The organism is Microbacterium sp. OR21, from assembly GCF_047306785.1.
Taxonomy (GTDB): Bacteria; Actinomycetota; Actinomycetes; order Actinomycetales; family Microbacteriaceae; genus Microbacterium; species Microbacterium esteraromaticum_E.
Genome location: NZ_JAZEXJ010000004.1, coordinates 59278 through 79776, shown reverse-complemented (window position 1 = coordinate 79776; position 20499 = coordinate 59278). Strand labels below are relative to the sequence as shown.

Genomic DNA, 20499 nt, shown 5'->3' with positions numbered 1-20499 from the left:
CGCACTCGGTAGGCTGACGGGATGAGCACCGTCGCCCTCATAGACGACCACGAGTCGGTCCGCCTCGGCCTGGAAGCCGCCTGCCTGCGTGACGGCGAGCAGCGCGTCGTGTTCTCCGGCGCAACGGTGAAGGAGTACCTCACCTGGCGGGCGACGTCGTCCGAGCCGCCCGTCGACGTGGTCGTGCTCGATCTGACGCTCGGCGACGGCACGACCGTGACCGAGAACGTCACCACTCTCGTCGCAGACGGCGCGAGCGTCGTCATCCACAGTGTGGCCGATCGTCCGGCCTCGGTGCGTGAGGCGCTGGTCGCGGGCGCGGCCGGCGTGGTGAGCAAGTCCTCGACCCTCGACGACGTGCTCGAGGCGATCCACACGGTGGCCCGAGGCGAGGCGCTGAACAACGTCGAATGGGCGAGCGCCGTCGACGGCGACCGCGAGTTCGCCGATGCGCAGCTGTCCACCCGTGAGCGCGAGGTGCTGCGCCTGTATGCCGCGGGCCTTCCGCTGAAGGCCGTCGCCGAGCGGCTCGGGGTCGCCTACTCCACCGCGAAGGAGAACATCACCCGCATCAGGGTGAAGTACGTCGAGGTCGGGCGCCCCGCGCCCACCAAGGTCGACCTGCTGCGCCGCGCGATGGAGGACGGGATCGTCGCCGCGGACGGCGTGCCGAATGACGACTGACGACCGCAGCCTGAAGGAGGCGTGGAGCAGCATCCCCTCGCAGCGCGAGGTCGGCATCGGGCTCGAGCGCTTCACCGGGCAGCGGATGGAGCGGATCCTCTCCACGGTCGCTGCGATCGGCTCGGCGGCGCTGGGCGCGCAGGCTCTGCTCGCCGCGGTCACCCGCCTCGCGCCCCCGGATCCCGGCCGCATCGGGATGATGGCGCTGGTCTTCCTGCCGCTGCTGTGGATGATCGTCGCATGCGTGATCGGCAAGGGCGTCAAGCCTGCTGCCGGCACCTTCACTGTCGCCTACGCGATCGCGCTCGCACTGTGGCCCGTCGTCGTCGAGGGGGGAGTGCGCGACCCGTCGAACCAGCCGTGGATCTTCTTCCTCGTCAACATCGGCGTCGTCGCCGCCATGCTGGCCTTCACCACCCGCATCCAGCTGATCTGGGCGCTCACCCTGCCGATCCTGTACGGCTGGGTGCGCCTGGTGCAGGGCGGCTTCGAGCAGAGCTGGTGGATCAGCACCGGCTTCGACGTGTCGTTCACGATCATCCTCGGCACGGTGATCATCTCGCTGGCGTGGATGTTCCGCCAGATCGCCGCGGGCGTCGACGAGGCGCGATCGAGGGCGGTCGAGGGCTATGCCTCCGCGGCCGCGGCGTCGGCTGCCGAGGAGGAGCGCGTGGCGATGTCGGCCCTGATGCACGACAGCGTGCTCGCCGCGCTGATCGCCGCCGAGCGCGCCGACAGCGATCGCGCGCGGGCGCTGGCCGTCGCGATGGCGCGAGAGGCGCTCACCCGGCTCGCGAACACGGAGGCGTCGATCGCGCAGGAGGGCAGCGACGCGCCCGTCGCACGATCCCAGATCGTGACCGAGCTGCGCCGCACCCTGTCGGAGCAGGGCGCCGACGCGGTGGTCGAGGAGCGCGGCGCGGCCGACGCAGAGGTGCCGGGCAAGGTGGCGCGCGCGATCGTGCTCGCCGCGCGGCAGGCGATCGGCAACGCGCTCGCCCACGCCGACGGTCACGGTCTGCACGTCATCGTCGAGTCGGCCGCGGCCGATCGACTGCGGGTGACCGTGCTCGACGCCGGGCCCGGGTTCGACCCGGATGCCATCGGCGAGGACCGCCTGGGCATCCGCGCGTCGATCGTCGCGCGGATGGCGGCGGTCGCCGGCACCTCGGAGATCGTCTCGGATGCCGACGGGACGACCGTCGTTCTCGGGTGGGAGCCGTCATGAGGCGCTCGGTGCGCAGCATCACCACGTCGCTGGCCCTCGGGTTCGCGCTGTACTTCGCCGCGCGTGGGATCGCGTGGACGGTGCAGCCGCAGGGGCCGCTGCTCATCGTCGCGGCGATCGCGCTCTATCTCGCCGCCACGCTGACCGCAGTGCTCACCGCTCCCGGCGACGTGCGGCTGCCCGTGGCGGCCGCGGTTCTGGCTCTGGGCGCCAGCGCGATCGTGCCGACCCTGGTCAGCCTCGCGCTGGAGCCGTCGCTGCGCGGTGCGCCGTTCGCCACCTGGTACATCGGCGCGACGGGCCTGCTGGCCGTCGTATGCATCGTTCGTCGTCGCCCGGTGTTCGGCTGGGGGATGCTGGTCACACTCGTTCTCGTGGCGTCGGCGTTCATGGGGATCGGGCAGGCGTTCACCCTCGGCCTGGTCGGCTCGATCACCTGGGTGGTCGTGGCACAGCTGCTGGTGCTCTTCTGGGACCGCGCCGTGCGCGACACCGAGCGCCTCGCCGACATTCAGCGGGCGGTGTCCGCCTGGCATGCCACCCAGCTCGTGCGTCAGCGCGAACGCCGGGTGCGCGCCCAGCGCGCCCTCGCCGTGGCCGGGCCGGTGCTGAGCCGCACCGTGGCCGCGCGAGGCGAGCTGACCGAACAGGAGCGACTGGAGGCGCGGCTGGCGGAGGGCACACTCCGCGACGAGCTGCGCGGCGGCAGCCTGATGAGCGCGGCGGTTCGGGAGGCGATCACCGAGGCGCGTCGCGCGGGCGCGACCGTGACGGTGTTCGACGAGGGCGGACTGGACGGCATCGACGAGGACCGCATCGAGGAGATCCGTGCCGAGCTCGCCGACGTCCTCGCCCGAGCGCGCTCCAACCGCCTCATCATCCGCGCCGGCCGTGACGACACGAACGCGGTCACAGTGGTCGGTCGCACCGCGGGCGGGGCTACCGACGACGACGCCGTCGAGCTCTGGCACGAGATCCGTCGCGTGGCGGAATGAGAGAGGCGAGGGGCGGCATGTGTGCCGGCCCCTCGCCAGGTGCGGAACAGCTACCCGAAAACTGTCCGCTGGTGGGCGGTGCTGCGTCTGCCTACCCTGGGGACAGAGCAGCCGCCTAACGCGAAGCGTCTCTATCAGTGTGGCGGGCCGTGCAGACCCTGTCTGTAGGTATTTCGGGGGACATGTTTCTCGTATCCTCGAAGTACCGATATTCCAGCATCCTGGCTCGGATCAGCCGGAGTACCGGCCCCAGGGGATGTCGCGGCGCAGCGGACGGCGGATGCCGCGCTGGGTGCGCTGCCATGCCGAGATCCGCGGCTCCTCGGCGACCGCCTCCTCGGTCTCGTGCGAGTACGCCTCGGCGACGACCGCGATGAGCGCCGCCAGCTCTTCCTCGGTCGGGTTGCCGCGCACGATCTCCATGCGCGGGGTCTCGTCGGGCTCGGTCACAGCGGGATGTTCCCGTGCTTCTTGGGCGGCAGCTCGGCGCGCTTGCCGCGCAGGGCGCGCAGCGCCTTCGCGATGGCGACGCGCGTGGCGGAGGGCTCGATGACGCCGTCGATCTCGCCGCGCTCGGCGGCGAGGAAGGGACTGGTCACGCTGTACGTGTACTCGTTGGCCAAGCGCGTGCGCACGGCGGCGACGTCTTCACCGGCCTCCTCAGCCTTGCGGATCTCACCGCGGTAGAGGATGTTGACGGCACCCTGGCCGCCCATCACCGCGATCTCAGCGGTCGGCCAGGCGAGGTTCACATCGGCGCCGAGCTGCTTCGAGCCCATCACGATGTAGGCGCCGCCGTAGGCCTTGCGCAGGATGACGGTCACCATCGGCACCGTCGCCTCGGCGTACGCGTAGATGAGCTTCGCGCCGCGGCGGATGACGCCGGTCCACTCCTGGTCGGTGCCGGGCAGGTATCCGGGCACGTCGACCAGGGTGACGATCGGGATCGAGAACGAGTCGCAGAAGCGCACGAAGCGGCTGGCCTTCTCGCCCGCCTCGATGTTCAGGGTGCCGGCCATCTGCGAGGGCTGGTTGGCGATGATGCCCACCGAGCGTCCCTCGACGCGGCCGAACCCGATCACGATGTTCGGTGCGAACAGCGGCTGCACCTCGAGGAACTCGCCCGCATCCACCACGTGCTGGATGACGGTGTGGATGTCATAGGGCTGATTGGGGGAGTCGGGGATGATCCGGTTGAGCACGTGATCGGCATCCGTCGTCTCCCACTCGAAGAGCGAGTCGTACGCCGGGATCTCGGCCATGTTGTTGTCGGGCAGGTAGCTGAGCAGGGTGCGCGCGTAGTCGAGCGCGTCGTCCTCATCTTCGGCGAGGTAGTGCGCGACGCCGGAGCGGGTGTTGTGCGTGAGTGCACCGCCGAGCTCCTCCATGCCGACGTCCTCGCCGGTGACGGTCTTGATGACGTCGGGGCCGGTCACGAACATCTGGCTGGTCTTGTCGACCATGATGACGAAGTCGGTCAAGGCGGGGCCGTACACGGCACCGCCGGCGGCAGGGCCCATGATGATGGAGATCTGCGGGATGACGCCCGATGAGCGGGTGTTGTGCCGGAAGATCTCGCCATACTTGCTGAGCGCGAGCACGCCCTCCTGGATGCGGGCGCCACCGGAGTCGAGGATGCCGATGATGGGCATCCCGCCCTGCAAGGCGAACTGCATGATCTTGATGATCTTGTCGCCGGCGACCTCGCCGAGCGAGCCGCCGAAGGTGGTGAAGTCCTGCGAGTACACCGCGACGGTGCGCCCGTGGATGGTGGCGACGCCGGTGACGACGGAGTCGCCGTAGGGACGGTTGCGGTCCATGCCGAAGGCGGTGGTGCGGTGGCGCACGTACTCGTCGAACTCGACGAAGCTGCCGTTGTCGACCAGAAGCTCGATGCGCTCGCGGGCGGTCATCTTGCCCTTGGCGTGCTGCTTCTGCTGGGCGATCTTCTCGGGCTCGAGAACCGCGTCGGTGAAGCGCGAGCGGAGGTCCGCGATCTTGGCGGCCGTGGTCGAGAGGTCTGGCGTGTCCGTCACGAATTCCACCCTAGCGCCGGGGCCGGTTCCGCTGTTGGATGCTCGGCACAACGGGAGCGCAATTCCTTTGGCCTTTCCCTGCGTATGCTCGTGTGCATGCCCGTCCCCGTGATCATGGATGTCGACACCGGCATCGACGACGCCCTGGCCATGCTCTTCGCCGTGGCTCACCCGGATGTCGAGGTGCTCGGCGTCACCTGCGTGGCGGGCAACGCGGGCCTCGAGCAGGTCGTCGACAACACGCTGCGGATCCTGGATATGGCCGGTGCCGGGGATGTGCCGGTCGCCGGGGGTGCATCACGCCCGCTGCTCGCGCCGGCGCGCGCGGCGTCGCATGTGCACGGCGCCGACGGCCTGGGTGGCGTGGCGCTGCCGGCGAGCGACCGCGGCGCGGTCGCCGAGTCGGCCGTGGCGCTGATGCGCCGGCTGATCATGCAGCATCCCACCCCGGTGACGCTCATCGCGCTGGCGCCGCAGACGAACCTGGCGCTGCTGCTGCGCACGCACCCGGAGGTCGCCGAGCGGATCGAGCGGATCGTGTTCATGGGCGGGTCGGCGAGCGTCGGCAACGCCACAGCGGTAGCGGAGTTCAACGTCTGGCACGACCCCGAGGCGGCGGCGATCGTGATGGATGCCGGTGTGCCGACCACGATGTACGGACTGGACGTGTTCAACCGTGTGGCGGTGCCGCAGTCGCGTGCCGACGAGCTCGCGTCGGGCTCGCATCGCGTCGGCCGTGTCGTCGGGCAGTTGCTCGGCCATCGGGTGGCGCTGAGCGAGGACGAGTCGCTGATGTACACAGGCCTGATCGGCGACGCGGGCGCCGTGTGCGCGATGGTCGCGCCCGAGCTGGTGCGGTTCGAGTCGCTGCCGGTGCGCGTCGAGCTCAGCGGGTACAGCCGCGGGCAGACCGTCGTCGACCGTCGCGCGTTCGCCGGTGAGGACCGGCTGCACGGCCTCGACGACGAGTGGTCGCGCTCGCAGGTAGCTCTGGAGATCGACGCGGATGCCGTGGCCGACCTCTTCGTGCGGACCGTGCTGGCGCTGCCCGGGGAGTGAGCGCCGCGCCCGAAGAGGCGACCTGATCAACCGCCGGTGAGGAGATCGCCGGTCAGGACACCGCGGTGTCCCACGGAGGCGCTTCGCCGTGGACCGCCCAGCGGTCTTGCGTCTTTGCCGACGACGGCTCTGGCTCGTCCGGCACGGTGGCCGGCGCCCATGTCTGCGGCGGTGTCGGCGGTGGTGGCTCGCTGGGAGTGAACATGACCCGGCGGGGTGGTCTGTCGTGGTGGGTGCGTCCGGTGGGGCTGGTCCATTCGAGGGTCCAGTCGGGGAGCTGTCTGGCTGTCCAGCGGAACTCGTCGGGGATGTCGGGGTGTTTCAGGCTGTGGTGGGTGAGGCAGAGGTGGGCGAGGTTGTCGGTGCGGGTGGGTCCGCCGAGGGCCCAGTCGTGGGTGTGGTCGGTTTCGCAGCGGTGGATGGGCATGCGGCAGCCGGGGAAGCGGCAGTGCTGGTCGCGGGCGCGCAGGAAGCGGCGCATCGGCTCGGTAGGGGTGTAGGTGTCCGTCTCGGTGACCAGTCCGGTGGGATCGAGGAACAGCCGCGTCCACCCGGTGGACTCTCCGGCGAGGTGGCGGGCGATGTCGGGGTGCAGGGTGCCGTGTCCGTCGAGCTGCGCGGGGTGCTCGTCGGCGCCGGTGAGGGTGGTGGCGGCGACGGTGACCTGGATGCGGGCATGGATGTTCTCCAGCCCGGTGCCCATGATCTCACTGGGGTTCGCGGTGAGGAGGAGGTCGCTGAGCAGTTCCGTGCGGATCTCGTCCAACCCGCGGGTGTCGGTGGGGATCCGGATCACGGTCGGGCCGTGTTCGGTGTGATGTCCAGGGACGTTGTTGAGTCGGTCGAAGGGTGCGCCGCCAATCGCAGAGTGGTGTCGGTGGTGGTTGTAGAAGTGGAGCCAGCCGGGCAGCGCCAGGCGTCGTTCGGCCTCTGAACCGTAAAACCTGGCATAGGCCCATCCGTCCCCGAGCGTGCGGTGGAATCGCTCGATCTTCCCGTTCGTCTGCGGCCGGTAGGGGCGTGTCCGCTTGTGTCGGATGCCGAGCCGAGCGCAGAAGTCCCTCCATGCGTGGGATCTGTAGGCCGACCCGTTGTCGGATAGGACTCGCTCGACGGTCACGCCTCGTTCGGCGAACCAGTCCACGGCGCGTTCGAGAACTCCCACCGCTGTTCTCGCCTGCTCATCCGACCAGATTTCTGCGTATGCGACGCGGGAGTGGTCGTCGATGACTGTGTGAACGAACGCCGTTCCGGTGCGCGGCTTGTGGTCTTTTCCTCGTGGTAATCCCGGAGTCGCGAGCTTGTTCCGTGCGCCTTGCTTCCGACCTACGTAACGATGTCCACCGCCGTCGGGGATGTTGCCGAACTTCGTAACATCGACATGAATCAACGATCCCGGATGAGGATGCTCATATCGCCGCAATGGCTCGCCAGTGACACGATCGATATGCGAGAGGCGGTTCACGCGGCAACGGACGAGGACCGCGTGAACAGTCGACGTCGAGAGACCAAGTCGTGCAGCGATCTGGGCTGGCCCCAGTCGAAGCCGCCAGCGCAGGTTGATGATCTTCTTCTTGACATGCTCGGGCGTCCTGTCTGGGATCCGGTGCGGCTTGCTGGAGCGATCCTGCATCCCAAACTCGCCCTCTTCCCGGTAGCGGCCGGCCCATTTCCGGGCAGTGATCGGGGAAACCATGAACATCTTTGCGGCGATCGTGGCCGGATAGCCGTCTTCGACAATCAGTCGGGCTAACCGGAGACGGGCACGAGGAGTGAGAAGAGCGTTCGGATGGGTCATCAATTGGCCTCCGCCGCGGTCTTCGTGAGCGCGCGTCCGGTGAGAAGCATGATGGCGAGAGCGATCGCTGTCAGCACCGAGGCGACCCAAACCGGCGCGAGCAGCCCCAGCCCGGTCGCGAGCCCGAACGCACCAAGCACAGGCCCCGCGGCAGCTCCGATATTCAATGCTGCGGTTGCGTACGAACCGCCCATCGTTGGCGCACCCGATGCTGCATACAGCACACGCGTGATCAGAGTACTGCCGACGCCGAACGACAGGAAGCCCTGAACGAGGACGAGGACGATAAGCGCAACGGGATGAGATGCGACCACTGCCAACACGATCCAGCCCGTCAGCAACAGCGGTCCGCCGACTGCGAGCACGAGGCCAGGTCGTTGATCTGATAGTCGTCCTGCGATCGTGACGCCAAGGAACGATCCGATGCCGAACATCACCAGCGCGACGGACACCCACGCTTCGGCCAAGCCCGCGGTCTCGGTCACGACGGGTGCCAGGAAGGTGAATGCCGCAAAGGTCCCTCCGTTGATCAGCGCTCCGAGTGCCATGGCCAGGATGAGCCGCGGCATCGCCAACTGGCTGAGCTCGGCACGGAGCCTTGGTGAGGTCGCGCTAGTCGCGCTCCGACCAACATTGTTCGTGACGCCCCGAATGACTCCAACGGCCGCGGGAATACAGAGGATGGCGATCGCCCAGAACGTCGTTCGCCAGCCCAGCGCTGTGCCGAGCAGTGCCCCGGCGGGGACGCCCACGACGGTTGCGATCGTCGTGCCGGAGAGCAGGATCGACAGTGCACGCCCCTTCTGGTTCGCTGGCACGAGGGTAGTGGCCGTGCTCAGTGCTACGGCGAGGAATCCTGCGTTTGCGAGAGCGCTGAGCACCCGGGTGATGAGCAGGAGAGAGAACACTGGTGTCATCGCTCCGATGACGTGGCTTCCCGCGAACACGAGAAGGCAAACGATCAATGTGAGCCGCGGTGGCCAACTGCGAGCGAATGCCGCCATCACTGGCGCGCCGACGACCATACCGACCGCGAATGCGGAGGTCAGCAGGCCTGCAGTGCCGACCGAGACGTCAAGTTCGGTCGCGATCGCGGGGAGCAATCCCGCGAGCATGAATTCTGAAGTGCCCATGACGAAGACCGCCAGGGCAAGCATGTAGAGAGCAAAAGGCATCGAGTACTCCGAGGTGTGAGATCAAGAAATGGTTCTTCTTGTCACCACGGCCAGTGCCCCGGGTACGCCAGAAATACGCCCACACAGATCGTGGGCGTCGTAACTAGTGGTTCAAGGGGCTGGCGGTGTGACCGACAACCCCTGACCTGTCTGATTCGGGACTCGACATGCCCCAAACTCTACATGCCTTCAATGGTGAGCGGTCTGGACAGATGCTTCTTGAATCAGCACGGTGTCATTGCGCGCGGGGGCAGAACAACGTCCCTGGACATCACATCTAGGAGACGGTCCATGGCGTCCTCATAGGCCTCCCACGCCCCAGGCAGGTCGAACGGGTCGGGCAGGTCGAACGGGTCGGTGGTGTAGGTGTCGTCGCTGCCGAAGATCGCTCGCGCCTCAGCCTCTGCCTGCGCGCGACCGGTCTCGTATTCGAGGTCGGCGTCGAGGTCGGTGGGGAGGGTGGGGTGGCGGTTCTCGGGGTGCTGCTTCTGCGCGCGGGCGATGGTGGTGAGCCGGTCGAGGATCGCGACGGCCTTGTAGGTGGGCATGATGGCCTGCAGCAGCGCCATCTCATCGTCGAGCTCGCGCACCGTGACCGACTGCTCGGCGACGGCGGTGCGGTGCCGCTGGGTGATCGTCTGCGGTACGAGGGCGGCGATCAGTTCCCGCACGTGCGCGCGGGTGCGGGCGGGTGCTTCGGTCTCGGCGAACTCCAGGGCCGCCGCCTCGTACAGCGCGTGATCCGCCTCGGTCGCCGCGCCCTCACCGATCGCCTGGATCAGTGGGCCTGGCGCTCGGAGGATCTCTCGCACGTGCGCGGCGCTGACCCGTCCTGCAGCATACGACTCGCGCAGGTTCGGGAAGTCGTCGTGCAGGGCGCGCGCCTCGGCGAACGCCTGCTCGACGGTGCCTTTCGCCATCCGCCCGGCCGCGGAGTACTCCGCGACCATCGATCGGCGGATCGCCTCACGGTGCACGGGAGCGGCCGCGACATCGGCTTCCATCACCTCGATCCGAGCCGCGAGCAGCGCCGCCGCCCGCGCTTCGAGCCGGTTGATCTCCGTCCGCACCTCGACCCACTCATCCAGCAGCTCACGCTGCCGGTAAAACGGATCCTGCGATGCGATGGACATACTCGAAGAGTAGGACGCACCTCCGACATTCATGCCGACGCGACCCGAAGCCAGCCTCGTCACACGACGAATCGCCACACGTACTCCAGTCCGTCCAGCTGGCGGAACCAGCCGATCGTCACGACCGCCTCGTCGGGGTCGGAGGCGCACAGGCACAGCTCGACGTTCTCGCCGGGCAGCACCTGCCCCCACAGATCGACCATCTGCCGGTGATCGAGGTCATCGCGGAAGACGCGCACGAAGTCCACCGGCTCGCGACCGGCGTTGAGCACCACCGGGTGCGTGCGGTCGCGACGGGGGATCACCCACGGCACGCAGTAGGCGACAGGGGGAGGGGGCTGAGCGGGGTCGATGGAATGCAGCATCCCGTCACGGTAGGAACGAGCTCAGACCTCAGGGCCGGGCAGCAGGTGACGGCTGCAGCCGTGTGCAGAACTCGACCTCACTCGCTGTCTGTGGAGGGAGACTCCGTCGAAGACTCGATCTCCCGCGGTCCGCGCCGCAGCTTCGAACCGATGAAGCGCGCGCCCCGCAGCATCCGCGCCTCCAGCTTCTCGCTTCCGGGTGCCGGTTCGAGGTCCACGGGAAGCACGGCCGGCGCTGCGCCGAACGCCCTGCGGGAGGTGGTGAGCACGCGGCGCCCCAGCAGGTGGTTGCCGGCACCGCCGACGACCGCGCCCACCCCGAAGGGGAGCGCCTTGCCGAGGAAGGATGCGCCGCCGCGCTTGGCGAACTGCCGGATGAACTCGGACTTCAGCCGATCGACGATCGGGCCCATCGCCGCCCGGGGCAGCGACTTGGTCACCATCTCGCCCCAGTACGACGAGCGGGTGCCGCCCTTGCCCGTCGCCTGCCGCGCGAGCTGGGAGACGAGATCGACGCCCTCCTTACCCATCATGAGCGTCATGACGAGGGCCCGAGCGCGCTCGGGGTTCTCGATCGCGATGCCGTGCACCTCGGCGACGGACTGGGCGAACAGCGCGGTCGACTCCATGAAGCCGATGGTCTCGACACCCGACAGGGCCAGCGTGACGCCCGTGCCGATGCCGGGCACGACGGCGGTCGCGCCGATGGCGGCTCCGCCGGCTGTCACGGCGCCCAGGTAGCGGGCCTCGAGGATCCGCACGATCTGCTCAGGATCTGCCTCAGGGTACCGACGCCGGATGCTGCGGATGTGCGCGACGACGAGCGGCCGCTGCACGGTCATCACCCTGTCGAGGCTGCGCACGCTGAGCGGATGCTCGGTCGAACCCACCGGCGGGACGGGCTTGTCCCAGGGGGAGTCCTCCGGGAGCGAGTGGATCTTGTGGACCTTCTCACGCATGCGGCGATCCTATGCACCCCGTCCGCGAGAAAGCCGAAAGCCCCGACCCCCTTGACAGGGCGGGGCTTTCGGATCTCGCGAGTCGGCTCACACGAACAGGTTCGCGCGCTCCAGGTCCTCGGCGAAGTCGATCTCGACCGCGTACAGGTCGGACACGTCCATCGGCTCGAGCAGCAGACCGTCTTCGGCGATCGCGAGCTCGAGACCGCGCTCGAAGTAATCCTGGTCATCGACGCGCTGCAGCTGACGCATGAACGCCTTCTTGTCGCGCGACGAGATGTAGTTGATGCCCACAGCTTCGCCCAGGCCGCCCTTGACGGTCTTGGAGAGCTCGTCGATGTAGCCCTCGGCGGTCACGGTGTACTTGACCTCTTCGTCGCTCACCTTCGAGGTGTTGACGGTAACGAACGACTGGTCGCGCTCGATGAACTCGATGGCGCGGCCGAGGATGCGCGGGTCGAACACGACGTCGCCGTTCATCCAGAGCACGCCGCTCTTGCCTGTGGCGTTCAGCGCGCGCAGCAGGCTCTTCGACGTGTTGGTCACGTCGTAGCGCTCGTTGTGCACGTAGTTTGCGGTCGGGAAGGCCTCGACGATGGTCTCGGCGCGGTAGCCGACGACGGTGGTGATGCGCGCGGCCTTGCCGAACACCGCGCGGATGTTGTCGTGCTGCTGGCCCATGATGGTGCGGCCGTCGCTGAGTTCGGTGAGCGGCTTCGGAAGGGCGCGGCCGAGGCGCGAGCCCATGCCGGCTGCGAGGATGACGGTCTGAAGAGTCACGGAATCTCCTAAGAAAGAACGGTGTTCGCGGTCGGTTCACCGACCGGACACCTCTTCGTGCCTCCGCAATGCTACCGATGGTGACTGAGAGAGCTCCGGTGGAGGCGCTCCTGTTGCTCTTTCGTGATCGATTGCACACGTATCTCTCAGTGTCGGCAAGGGGGTTGCGTGACGGCGTCTTCGTGCTCATGACGCCGCCCCGGCGCTGTCAGCGGCGGTTGGTACCGTAGACGGGTGACTGCCGCGCGAGAACCAGAGGATGCCCGAATCGACGACACACCGAACTCGATCGCGGATGCCTCCGACCTGTCCGCCGAGCAGAAGACGCCCGTGAAGAAGCCCCGCACCTCCGGTGCGTCCGCAGCCGACGCGAAGAAGACTGCGGCGGTGAAGAGAGCGGCCGCGTCGACGGCCGCAGCCAGGTCGGCCGCGGCGAAGAAGACCGCAGAGGCGGATGCCGGCCGTGCGGCCGCCGTGAAGAAGGCGACCACCGCGGCCGCGGCCGCGAAGACCGCGAGTCGGACGACCGCCGCGCGCAGTGCCGCAGCGAAGACGGCCGCCGCCAAGCGGACGGAGGCGCTGAAGAAGGCGGAGTCCGTGGCGAAGAAGACCGCAGCCGATGCGAAGAAGAGCACGGCGAACGCGACCCCGGTCGGCGACGACGTGTCGAAGCCCGCCGCCAAGCGCACCACCGCCGCGGCCAAGACCAGTGCCGCGAAGACGAGTGCTGGAAAGACCAGTGCTGGAAAGACCAGTGCTGGAAAGACCAGTGCTGGAAAGACGACTACAGCGAAGTCGACCGCGGCGAAGACCACAGCGGCAAAGACCACAGCGGCGAAGACCACAGCGGCGAAGACCACAGCCAAGTCCGCCGCTGCCAGGACCACGACCGCGAAGACCACGACCGCGAAGACCACGACGGCGGCGGACACCGCGGCGACGAAGAAGACGGCGACGACTTCCGCACGGAGCACGACCCCCGCTGCGGCCGAGGCCCCCGCACCTGCTAAGGCGGCGGGACCCGCCAAGACGGCCGCGTCCAAGACCGCTGGCGCCGAGACCGCCGCGTCCAAGACCGCTGGGGCCGAGACCACTGCGGCCAAGACCGCTGGGGCCGAGACCACTGCGGCCAAGTCCACTGCGGCCAAGTCCACTGCGGCCAAGTCCACTGCGGCCAAGAGCGCCGCCTCCAAGACCGCCGCCTCCAAGATCACGGCGGCCGAGACCGCCGCGGCGAACACCGGCACGGCCGGGACCGCCGCCACCGAGACCGCCTCCGCAGACCGCACGGCTGCAGCTGAGGCGACCGCGGCAGAGCCCACGCCCGCGAAGCCGGCTGCAGCACGGAAGCCCGCTGCAGCACGGAAGCCCGCTGCAGCACGGAAGCCGGCGAAGAAGGCATCCGCTCCGGTGGCAGACGCACGGGGAGAGGACGCGACCGCACCGACGCCCGAGATCACCTCCGATGCGGTCATCTCCCTCGACTCCGACCCTGCGCGCAGGCTGGTCGCCGCATCCAACAGCGCCGACCTCGCCGAGGCGCGGCCTCCGCGCAACAGCGTCGCGGCATCCGCGACGATCGTCGACGACACGGCTGCGGCCGCCGCGCCGGCAGCAGAGCCCGCCTCGACTGATGCGACCACGGCCGACGATCCCGCCGTCGAGGCCTCCGCCGACCTCGCCGAGCCCGCCGCCCACGCCGACGCTGCCGCTGTCGAGCTCGACCTTCCCAGCGTGGACGAGCCGGCGACCGAGACCGAGCCTTCCGACGCCATCCGGATCCGCGGCCTGGTGAAGCGCTTCGGCGACACCACCGCCGTCGACGACATCGATCTGACCGTGCCCGCCGGATCGTTCTACGGACTCGTCGGGCCCAACGGCGCCGGAAAGACCACGACGCTGTCGATCATCGCGGGACTCCTGCGCCCCGATGCCGGCACCGTGCACATCAGCGGCATCGACCAGCGCGCGAAGCCGCTCGAGGCCAAGCGCGTGATGGGCGTGCTTCCCGACCGCCTGCGCACGTTCGACCGTCTCACCGGCCGACAGTTGCTGTACTACTACGGCCAGCTGCGCGGCCTCGACAGGGCGGTCATCGAGAAGCGCACGGCGGATCTCGCCCGCGCGTTCGACCTGAGCGAGGCGCTCAGCCGCGTCGTGTCCGACTACTCGGCCGGCATGACCAAGAAGGTGATGCTCGCCGGAGCCCTGATCCACTCGCCGCGGGTGCTCGTGCTCGACGAGCCCTTCGAAGCGGTCGACCCGGTCTCGTCGGGGGTCATCCTCGACATCCTGCGGTCGTATGTCTCGCACGGCGGCACGGTCATCCTGTCGAGCCACGGCATGGACCTCGTCGAGCGGGTGTGCTCGCGCGTGGCCGTGATCGTCGGCGGCGAGGTGCTCGCGGAGGGGACCATCGACGAGGTGCGGGCGGGTCAGACCCTCACCGAGCGGTTCATCGAGCTTTCGGGCACCGGAGGCGAAGTGGAGGGGCTCGAGTGGCTGCACACGTTCTCCGACTGAGGCTCGCGCTGCTGGTCGGCGCGCTGCGCGGAGAGCACGCGGTTCGCTCCGCCATCGCGCTGCTGGCATCCGTCGCCGCCACCGTCGCCGTCTGCGTCGCCATCCTCGGTCTCGGCGAGGCGCCGCTGCCCACCGCAGAGACCGTCATCGTGCTCGGCGCCGCCGCGCTGATGCTCGCGTTCTTCATCGGCCCGATGCTCACCGGCACGCCCGACCAGCTCGACCCGCGGCGCTTCTGGCCGTTCGGCGTCGACGAGCGCCGGCTCGGCTGGACCCTCGTCCTCGCCTCGCTGATCAGCGTTCCCAGCCTCGCCCTGATCGCCGTGACCACATGCGTGGTGATCATCGTCGTGCAGGCCGGGGTGGCGTGGGGTGCGGCGGCGCTGTTCGGAGCGATCGGCGTGCTGTCGATCGCGCTCGCCGCACGCATCGGCATGGCGATCAGCGCCATCATGCTGCCCGAGCGGCGCTCGCGCGAGCTCACGGTGCTCTTCACGCTGCCGGTGATCGTCATCGCGTTCCCCGTCGCGGCGTACTTCGCGTCGCTGCGGTGGGACGGACAGGTGCCACCCGCCGTGCACACGGCGACGAGCATCGTCGGGTTCTCGCCGCTCGCTGCACCCCAGGCGTTCCTCTTCCACCTCGCGGCGGGGGAGCGGTCTGCGGCGTGGACGAGCGGCGTGATCGCCGTCGTGACGATCGGCGCGATGCTGCTGTTGTGGAACCTGCTCGTGAAGCGCCTGCTCACGGCATCCGAGCGCCCCTACGCGACGCGCGAGCGGTCGGGTCTCGGCTGGTTCGGGTCACTCCCCGCCAATGCCTTCGGCGCCGTCGCCGCGCGCAGCCTGGTGTACTGGCTGCGCGACCGCCGCTACATCGTGAATTTGCTGGTCGTGCCGATCGCCGGGGTGCTGACGGTCTTCCCGCTGCTCGTCGCCGGCGTGCCGCTGTGGATCGCCGCCCTGGTTCCCGTGCCTCTCATGGCGCTGTTCTTCGGCTGGATGCCGCACAACGACGTCGCCTACGACTCGACCGCGCTGTGGATGCACATCGCCAGCGGTGTGCGCGGACTGGCTGACCGGTTCGGACGCCTCGTCCCGCTGCTGCTGGTCGCGCTGCCCGTGCTCGCGATCGGCATCTCGGTGACGCTCGCGGTCATCGCCGACTGGCACCTCATGCTGCCGCTGATCGGCGTGACCGCCGCACTGCTGCTGTCGGGACTCGGCATCTCGAGCATCGCATCGGTCGTCGCCCCCTATGCGGTGTCACGGCCCGGCGACAGCCCGTTCCAGCAGCCGCAGCGCTCGTCGGCGCACGGCTCGTACGGTGCCGCGCTCACCTTCGTGGGCGCTCTGCTGGCGAGCGCGCCCACGATCTGGATGTTCGCGCGGACGCTCATCGAGGGCGACCAGCACGCTCCGACGACGTTCTGGGTCGGCGTGATCACCGGTGTCGTGGTGCTCATCGGCGGCGCCGCGATCGGCGCGGCCATCTTCGAACGCAGCGGCGAGCGGCTGATGGAGTTCGTGGAGACCACCTGAGCCGGAGCGCTCCCAGGCGGCTAGAATCTCGGCATGAGTACTCCGCTGGACAGCCCCGATCAGGGTGGCGTGGCAACGCTCGATCGTGAACTTGAAGAGCTGCTTCGTGAAGAGCATCTCGAGCCCGGCGACCACGAGCGCTTCTCCCACTATGTGAAGAAGGACAAGATCCTCGAGTCGGCCATCACCGGCAAGCCGGTGCGCGCCCTCTGCGGCAAGAAGTGGACCCCGGGCAGGGATCCGGAGAAGTTCCCGATCTGCCCGACGTGCAAGGAGATCTACGAGAGCATGGTCTCCTGACGCGGTCCCGCGTCAGCCCGCGTCGACGTTCTTCGACTCGTCGCTGCGCTCCTCGCTCAGAAACCGGTGGCCGCTACAGCGCATCGACAAAAAGAGTCGGGATCGCGGGGTCGGACTTGCTGAGTGCAAGCGCCCGCACCGGCAGCTCCTCGCGCACACGCAGGTGGTGATCCCGGGCGGATGCGGTTCCGGCGGCGCCCTCGTGCGAGGAGTCGATCTCCCCGCCGTCGACGAGCACGACCTGCAGAGCGCGGGCATCCGGATGCTCGGCGGCCGTGTCGACCTGCTCGAATCCGTCGGCGACCGACACGGTCTCGGCCACGGCGACGCCGTCGTCCAGGGTGCGGAACGCGGCCTTGCGCCCGCCCTTCGAGCCCTTGTCGGTGGATGCCTTGGCCACGGCCACCCAGCCGCCGGCGGAGTCCTGCCGGGCGACGAGCTTGTAGACCATGCTCGCCGTCGGATATCCGGAGCCGGTGACCACCGAGGTGCCCACACCGTAGAAGTCGACGGGCGAGGCCGCGAGGGCGGCGATCGCGTACTCGTCGAGGTCGCTGGTCACGGTGATCTTCGTCTCGGTCGCGCCGAGCCCGTCGAGCTGCTCGCGCACGGCGGCGGCGACCAGTGGCAGGTCGCCGGAGTCGAGGCGCACCCCGCCCAGGCCGGTTCCGGCGACGCGGATCGCCGTCTCGACACCCTTCTCGATGTCGTACGTGTCGACGAGCAGGGTGGTGTCGGTGCCGAGGCTGTCGATCTGCGACCGGAAGGCGTCCTCCTCCGAGTCGTGCAGCAGCGTCCACGAGTGCGCGGCGGTGCCCATCGTGGGGATGCCCCACCGCCGACCCGCCTCGAGATTGCTCGTCGACGCGAAACCGGCGATGTACGCGGCGCGGGCGGCGGCGACCGCCGACTGCTCGGCGGCACGCCGCGAGCCCATCTCGGCCAGCGGGCGCTCACCGGCGGCGATGCTCATGCGCGACGCGGCCGTGGCGACGGCCGAGTCGTGGTTCATCACGCTCAGCGCCAGCGTCTCCAGGACGACCGCGTCGGCGAACGTGCCCTCGATCGTGAGGATCGGGGATCCGGGGAAGTACAGCTCGCCCTCGCGGTAGCCGCGGATGGTGCCTGTGAAGCGGTAGTTCTCGAGGTACGCCACCGCCTCGGCATCCACCACATCGTTGTCGCGCAGGTACCGCAGCTCGTCGTCTCCGAAGCGGAAATCCCGCAGCAGTGTCAGCAGGCGGCCGGTGCCCGCGACGACACCGAAACGACGACCGCCGGACAGGCGGCGCGAGAAAAGCTCGAAGACGCTGGGCCGTGCGGCGGTGCCGTCGCGCAGCGATGCGGCGAGCATGGTCAGTTCGTAGCGGTCGGTGAGGAACGCGGAGCTCATCCGGCCAGTGTATCCAGGAGCCGGATCCGGAATACTGATCAGCGGACCCGATCCGCCACGACGCGACCACGGAGGACTCCCGCATGGCCGACGAGCTGACCCGACTCGCCAACGGGGTGCTGTGGCCCGGCTTCCTCGGATCCGAGGTGCCGACCTGGCTCGGTGCGGCGCTCGAGGAGGGGCTGGCCGGAGTGGTCTACTTCGCGCAGAACCTGCGTGGTGACACGGCCGCGCTGAGCGCGGACATCCACCGTCGCGCGTCGCGCGCGCTGATCGGCATCGACGAGGAGGGCGGCAGCGTCACCCGGCTCGAGACCGAGACCGGCTCGACGGTGCCCGGAGCGGCGCAGCTCGGCGTCGTCGACGACGTGGACGCCACCGCGGCGACCGGCTACGAGATCGGCCGCCGTGTGCATGCGATCGGCGCCGACGTCGTGATCGGCCCGGTCGCCGATGTGAACACCGATCCGCGCAACCCGGTGATCGGGGTGCGCGCGTTCGGCGGCAGCACCGACCTCGTCGCCCGGCACACGGCCGCCGCCGTGCGCGGCATCCAGAGCGCCGGGGTCGCCGCATGCGCCAAGCACTACCCGGGTCACGGCGACACGCACACCGACTCGCACCACGGTCTGCCGGCGCTCTCGCTCAGCCCGCAGGAGATCGAGGAGCACCACCTGCCGCCGTTCGCCGCAGCCGTCGAGGCGGGCGTGCTCGCGATCATGACCGCGCACATCACCGCGCCGCACTGGGGCGACGAGCCGGCGACGCTCAATCCGGGCGTGCTCGCGGGGCTGCGGGCAGCCGGCTTCGACGGGGTGATCGTCACCGACGCGCTCGACATGGCGGCGATCCGAGAGCAGGTCGGCATCGGCGGGGGAGCGGTGCGGGCACTCGCCGCGGGCGCCGATCTGCTGTGCATCGGCAACCCGACCAATCCGGGCGCGGCGATGCTCCCGGATCAGGATGAGCGCGACTACCTGATGGCTCGGGACGCGATCGTCGCGGCGATCCGCAGCGGCGAGCTATCCCGCGACCGGGTGGCGGACGCAGCACGCCGCGTGGCGGCGATGGCGGATGCCGTGCACGGCCGGTCCACGGCACCCGAGGTGCCCTTCGACGCGGACCGCATCGCCGACCGTGCCGTGCGCGTGCAGGGCTCGCCGCCGCCGTTCGCCGACGGGCCCACCACCGTGATCGACCTGCGCCGGGCGTCGAGCCTCGCGGTCGACAGCGCGGCGGCCCACGTCGCGCTCGCCCTCGCCGCGGGCGGTGAGATCGTCCGCGTCGACGCGGACGCCGCCGCAGAGGCGGAGCTGGATGCTGCCGCGCAGCGCGCGGCCGCCGGGCAGAGCGTCGTGCTCGTCGACCGCCTCGACGCCGATTCCCCGCAGCTCGCGGTGCTCGAGGGCATCCGCTCGGCCGCACCGGGCGTCGTCGCGGTGAACGTGGGGCTGCCCGCCGACGCGCAGGGCGCCGTCATCTCCTCACCCGCCGCGAGTCAGCTCTCCGCCCGCGCCGCACGCCGCGCCCTGCTCGCCGGACCCGTGTGACCCACCCGCTGCAGAACCTGCGAAGGAAGAACCGACATGTCTGACCGCGAACAGCTGCGCTCCACCCTCGACACCCTGTCCACCGAACGCGTCGACCCGGCGTTCGCCGAACTCGACACGCTCAGCACCATCGACCAGGTCGCGCTGATGACCGACCAGGGGATCGTCGCGGCGCAGGCCGTGGCGGCCGAGTCGGAGAGCATCGCGCGCGCGATCGACGGCATCGTGGCCCGTCTTCACCGCGGCGGCCGGCTGGTGTACGTCGGCGCCGGCACGGCCGGACGGATGGGGGTGCTGGATGCCAGCGAGATCCCGCCCACGTTCGGCACCGATCCCTCGCTCGTGGTCGGTGTCATCGCCGGCGACGAGCAGGCGCTGCGCAACGCCGTCGAGAACGCCGAGGACGACGTCGAGGCGGGCGCGGCGGCCGCAGCCGAGCTCGGGCCGGATGATGCGATCGTCGGCATCTCGGCATCCGGCCGCACCCCCTACGTCAGCGGCGCGCTGCGGGCGGCTCGCGAACGGGGCGCGTTCACGGTGAGCCTGGCGTGCAACCGCGGCTCGGAGATCTCGGAGGGTGTCGACGTCGCCATCGAGGTCGTCGTCGGGCCGGAGGTCGTCGCGGGGTCGACGCGGTTGAAGGCGGGCACCGCCCAGAAGCTCGTCCTCAACGCCATCTCCACTGTCGCGATGGTGCAGTCGGGCAAGGTGTACGGCAACCTCATGGTCGATGTGCAGTCCACCAACGAGAAGCTGCGAGCGCGCGCCGAGCGCACCGTGATGCACGCCACCGGGGCGACGCCGGAGGCGGCTGCGGCGGCGCTGAGCGCCGCGGGCGGATCGGTCAAGCTGGCGATCGCCCTCGTCGAGACCGGGGCAGACGCCGCCACCGCACGTGCCGCCCTCGAGCGGGCCGGCGGCAACCTGCGACAGGCGCTCGCCGCGGCCCGCCAGGACGGCGCCGCCGAGTAGGCTTGGGC

Annotated in this window: 18 protein-coding genes and 1 pseudogene; 9 read left to right on the top strand and 10 right to left on the bottom strand. The window is 69.5% G+C overall.

The features are described 5' to 3' along the window. Positions 1-21: 21 nt before the first annotated feature. The 3 genes from V2S04_RS12925 to V2S04_RS12915 are packed head-to-tail and all read left to right on the top strand — an operon-like array spanning position 22 to position 2907. Positions 22-684 carry a response regulator gene (locus V2S04_RS12925; protein WP_413638847.1) on the top strand — a complete coding sequence of 221 codons (663 nt, stop codon included), beginning with the start codon at positions 22-24 and terminating at the stop codon, positions 682-684. Beyond that, positions 674-1912, top strand: a complete 1239-nt coding sequence (locus V2S04_RS12920) for a sensor histidine kinase (protein ID WP_413638846.1) — start codon at positions 674-676, stop codon at positions 1910-1912. The genes V2S04_RS12925 and V2S04_RS12920 overlap by 11 nt, the downstream gene beginning before the upstream one ends. Then, positions 1909-2907 carry a hypothetical protein gene (locus V2S04_RS12915; RefSeq protein ID WP_413638845.1) on the top strand — a complete coding sequence of 333 codons (999 nt, stop codon included), beginning with the start codon at positions 1909-1911 and terminating at the stop codon, positions 2905-2907. Before V2S04_RS12920 ends, V2S04_RS12915 begins: the two co-directional genes overlap by 4 nt. Positions 2908-3138: 231 nt before the next feature. On the opposite strand, the gene V2S04_RS12910 is transcribed toward V2S04_RS12915, so the two are convergent. Then, positions 3139-3357: an acyl-CoA carboxylase subunit epsilon gene (locus tag V2S04_RS12910; protein ID WP_340088873.1), complete on the bottom strand. Its 219-nt coding sequence runs from the start codon at positions 3355-3357 to the stop codon at positions 3139-3141. Continuing rightward, on the bottom strand, positions 3354-4943 hold the full coding sequence (locus tag V2S04_RS12905; RefSeq protein WP_099197033.1) for an acyl-CoA carboxylase subunit beta: 1590 nt from the start codon (positions 4941-4943) through the stop codon (positions 3354-3356). The genes V2S04_RS12910 and V2S04_RS12905 overlap by 4 nt, the downstream gene beginning before the upstream one ends. A gap of 96 nt (positions 4944-5039) precedes the next feature. On the opposite strand from V2S04_RS12905, the gene V2S04_RS12900 reads away from it, so the two are divergent. Beyond that, positions 5040-6002, top strand: coding sequence for a nucleoside hydrolase (locus V2S04_RS12900; protein ID WP_413638844.1), 963 nt, complete (start codon positions 5040-5042; stop codon positions 6000-6002). 814 nt (positions 6003-6816) lie between these two features. Here the strand turns inward: V2S04_RS12900 and V2S04_RS12895 are convergent. From V2S04_RS12895 to V2S04_RS12865, 7 genes and pseudogenes are all read right to left on the bottom strand, one after another. Beyond that, positions 6817-7800, bottom strand: a pseudogene (locus V2S04_RS12895) (IS481 family transposase); the annotation flags it as partial. After that, the gene (gene cmx / locus V2S04_RS12890; RefSeq protein ID WP_071643369.1) at positions 7800-8975 is read right to left on the bottom strand and encodes a chloramphenicol efflux MFS transporter Cmx; all 1176 of its coding nucleotides are present in this window, start codon (positions 8973-8975) and stop codon (positions 7800-7802) included. The pseudogene V2S04_RS12895 and the gene cmx, both read right to left, overlap by 1 nt. 21 nt (positions 8976-8996) lie before the next feature. Beyond that, positions 8997-9050, bottom strand: coding sequence for a chloramphenicol resistance leader peptide (locus V2S04_RS12885; protein WP_011113070.1), 54 nt, complete (start codon positions 9048-9050; stop codon positions 8997-8999). Positions 9051-9199: 149 nt separating this feature from the next. Then, positions 9200-10108 carry a hypothetical protein gene (locus V2S04_RS12880; protein WP_413638842.1) on the bottom strand — a complete coding sequence of 303 codons (909 nt, stop codon included), beginning with the start codon at positions 10106-10108 and terminating at the stop codon, positions 9200-9202. Positions 10109-10167: 59 nt separating this feature from the next. Beyond that, the gene (locus V2S04_RS12875) at positions 10168-10473 is read right to left on the bottom strand and encodes a hypothetical protein (protein WP_413638841.1); all 306 of its coding nucleotides are present in this window, start codon (positions 10471-10473) and stop codon (positions 10168-10170) included. Between the two features lie 77 nt (positions 10474-10550). After that, complete coding sequence (locus V2S04_RS12870) at positions 10551-11432, bottom strand: hypothetical protein (RefSeq protein WP_413638839.1); 882 nt, start codon at positions 11430-11432, stop codon at positions 10551-10553. A gap of 87 nt (positions 11433-11519) precedes the next feature. Beyond that, positions 11520-12212 (bottom strand): NTP transferase domain-containing protein, encoded by a 693-nt coding sequence (locus V2S04_RS12865; RefSeq protein WP_099197131.1) that lies wholly within the window; start codon positions 12210-12212, stop codon positions 11520-11522. A gap of 234 nt (positions 12213-12446) precedes the next feature. Here V2S04_RS12865 and V2S04_RS12860 point away from each other — a divergent pair, with 234 nt between their 5' ends. Genes V2S04_RS12860 through V2S04_RS12850 form a run of 3 tightly spaced genes read left to right on the top strand, consistent with a single transcriptional unit; the run spans position 12447 to position 16576 of the window. Continuing rightward, positions 12447-14735 carry an ABC transporter ATP-binding protein gene (locus tag V2S04_RS12860; RefSeq protein ID WP_413638838.1) on the top strand — a complete coding sequence of 763 codons (2289 nt, stop codon included), beginning with the start codon at positions 12447-12449 and terminating at the stop codon, positions 14733-14735. Beyond that, positions 14711-16276, top strand: a complete 1566-nt coding sequence (locus tag V2S04_RS12855) for a hypothetical protein (protein WP_413638837.1) — start codon at positions 14711-14713, stop codon at positions 16274-16276. The genes V2S04_RS12860 and V2S04_RS12855 overlap by 25 nt, the downstream gene beginning before the upstream one ends. A 33-nt stretch (positions 16277-16309) precedes the next feature. Then, on the top strand, positions 16310-16576 hold the full coding sequence (locus tag V2S04_RS12850; protein WP_099195834.1) for a DUF3039 domain-containing protein: 267 nt from the start codon (positions 16310-16312) through the stop codon (positions 16574-16576). 73 nt (positions 16577-16649) lie between these two features. Here V2S04_RS12850 and V2S04_RS12845 read toward each other — a convergent pair whose 3' ends face one another. Continuing rightward, a complete protein-coding gene (locus tag V2S04_RS12845; protein WP_413638836.1) occupies positions 16650-17969 on the bottom strand; it encodes a nicotinate phosphoribosyltransferase in 1320 nt (439 codons plus the stop codon). A gap of 83 nt (positions 17970-18052) precedes the next feature. On the opposite strand from V2S04_RS12845, the gene V2S04_RS12840 reads away from it, so the two are divergent. Next, entirely contained in the window at positions 18053-19519 is a 1467-nt protein-coding gene (locus V2S04_RS12840; RefSeq protein ID WP_413638835.1) for a glycoside hydrolase family 3 protein, read from the top strand. A 36-nt stretch (positions 19520-19555) separates the two neighbouring features. Next, positions 19556-20491, top strand: coding sequence for an N-acetylmuramic acid 6-phosphate etherase (gene murQ / locus V2S04_RS12835; protein ID WP_413638834.1), 936 nt, complete (start codon positions 19556-19558; stop codon positions 20489-20491). The last annotated feature ends 8 nt before the right edge of the window (positions 20492-20499 follow it).

Bases quoted from the DNA above. Each gene is read 5' to 3' on its own strand.
- V2S04_RS12875 (WP_413638841.1), bottom strand. From the start codon at position 10,473: ATGCTGCATTCCATCGACCCCGCTCAGCCCCCTCCCCCTGTCGCCTAC.
- V2S04_RS12870 (WP_413638839.1), bottom strand. From the start codon at position 11,432: ATGCGTGAGAAGGTCCACAAGATCCACTCGCTCCCGGAGGACTCCCCC.
- V2S04_RS12880 (WP_413638842.1), bottom strand. From the start codon at position 10,108: ATGTCCATCGCATCGCAGGATCCGTTTTACCGGCAGCGTGAGCTGCTG.
- V2S04_RS12920 (WP_413638846.1), top strand. From the start codon at position 674: ATGACGACTGACGACCGCAGCCTGAAGGAGGCGTGGAGCAGCATCCCC.
- V2S04_RS12915 (WP_413638845.1), top strand. From the start codon at position 1,909: ATGAGGCGCTCGGTGCGCAGCATCACCACGTCGCTGGCCCTCGGGTTC.
- murQ (WP_413638834.1), top strand. From the start codon at position 19,556: ATGTCTGACCGCGAACAGCTGCGCTCCACCCTCGACACCCTGTCCACC.
- V2S04_RS12925 (WP_413638847.1), top strand. From the start codon at position 22: ATGAGCACCGTCGCCCTCATAGACGACCACGAGTCGGTCCGCCTCGGC.
- V2S04_RS12840 (WP_413638835.1), top strand. From the start codon at position 18,053: ATGGCCGACGAGCTGACCCGACTCGCCAACGGGGTGCTGTGGCCCGGC.
- V2S04_RS12845 (WP_413638836.1), bottom strand. From the start codon at position 17,969: ATGAGCTCCGCGTTCCTCACCGACCGCTACGAACTGACCATGCTCGCC.
- cmx (WP_071643369.1), bottom strand. From the start codon at position 8,975: ATGCCTTTTGCTCTCTACATGCTTGCCCTGGCGGTCTTCGTCATGGGC.
- V2S04_RS12850 (WP_099195834.1), top strand. From the start codon at position 16,310: ATGAGTACTCCGCTGGACAGCCCCGATCAGGGTGGCGTGGCAACGCTC.
- V2S04_RS12900 (WP_413638844.1), top strand. From the start codon at position 5,040: ATGCCCGTCCCCGTGATCATGGATGTCGACACCGGCATCGACGACGCC.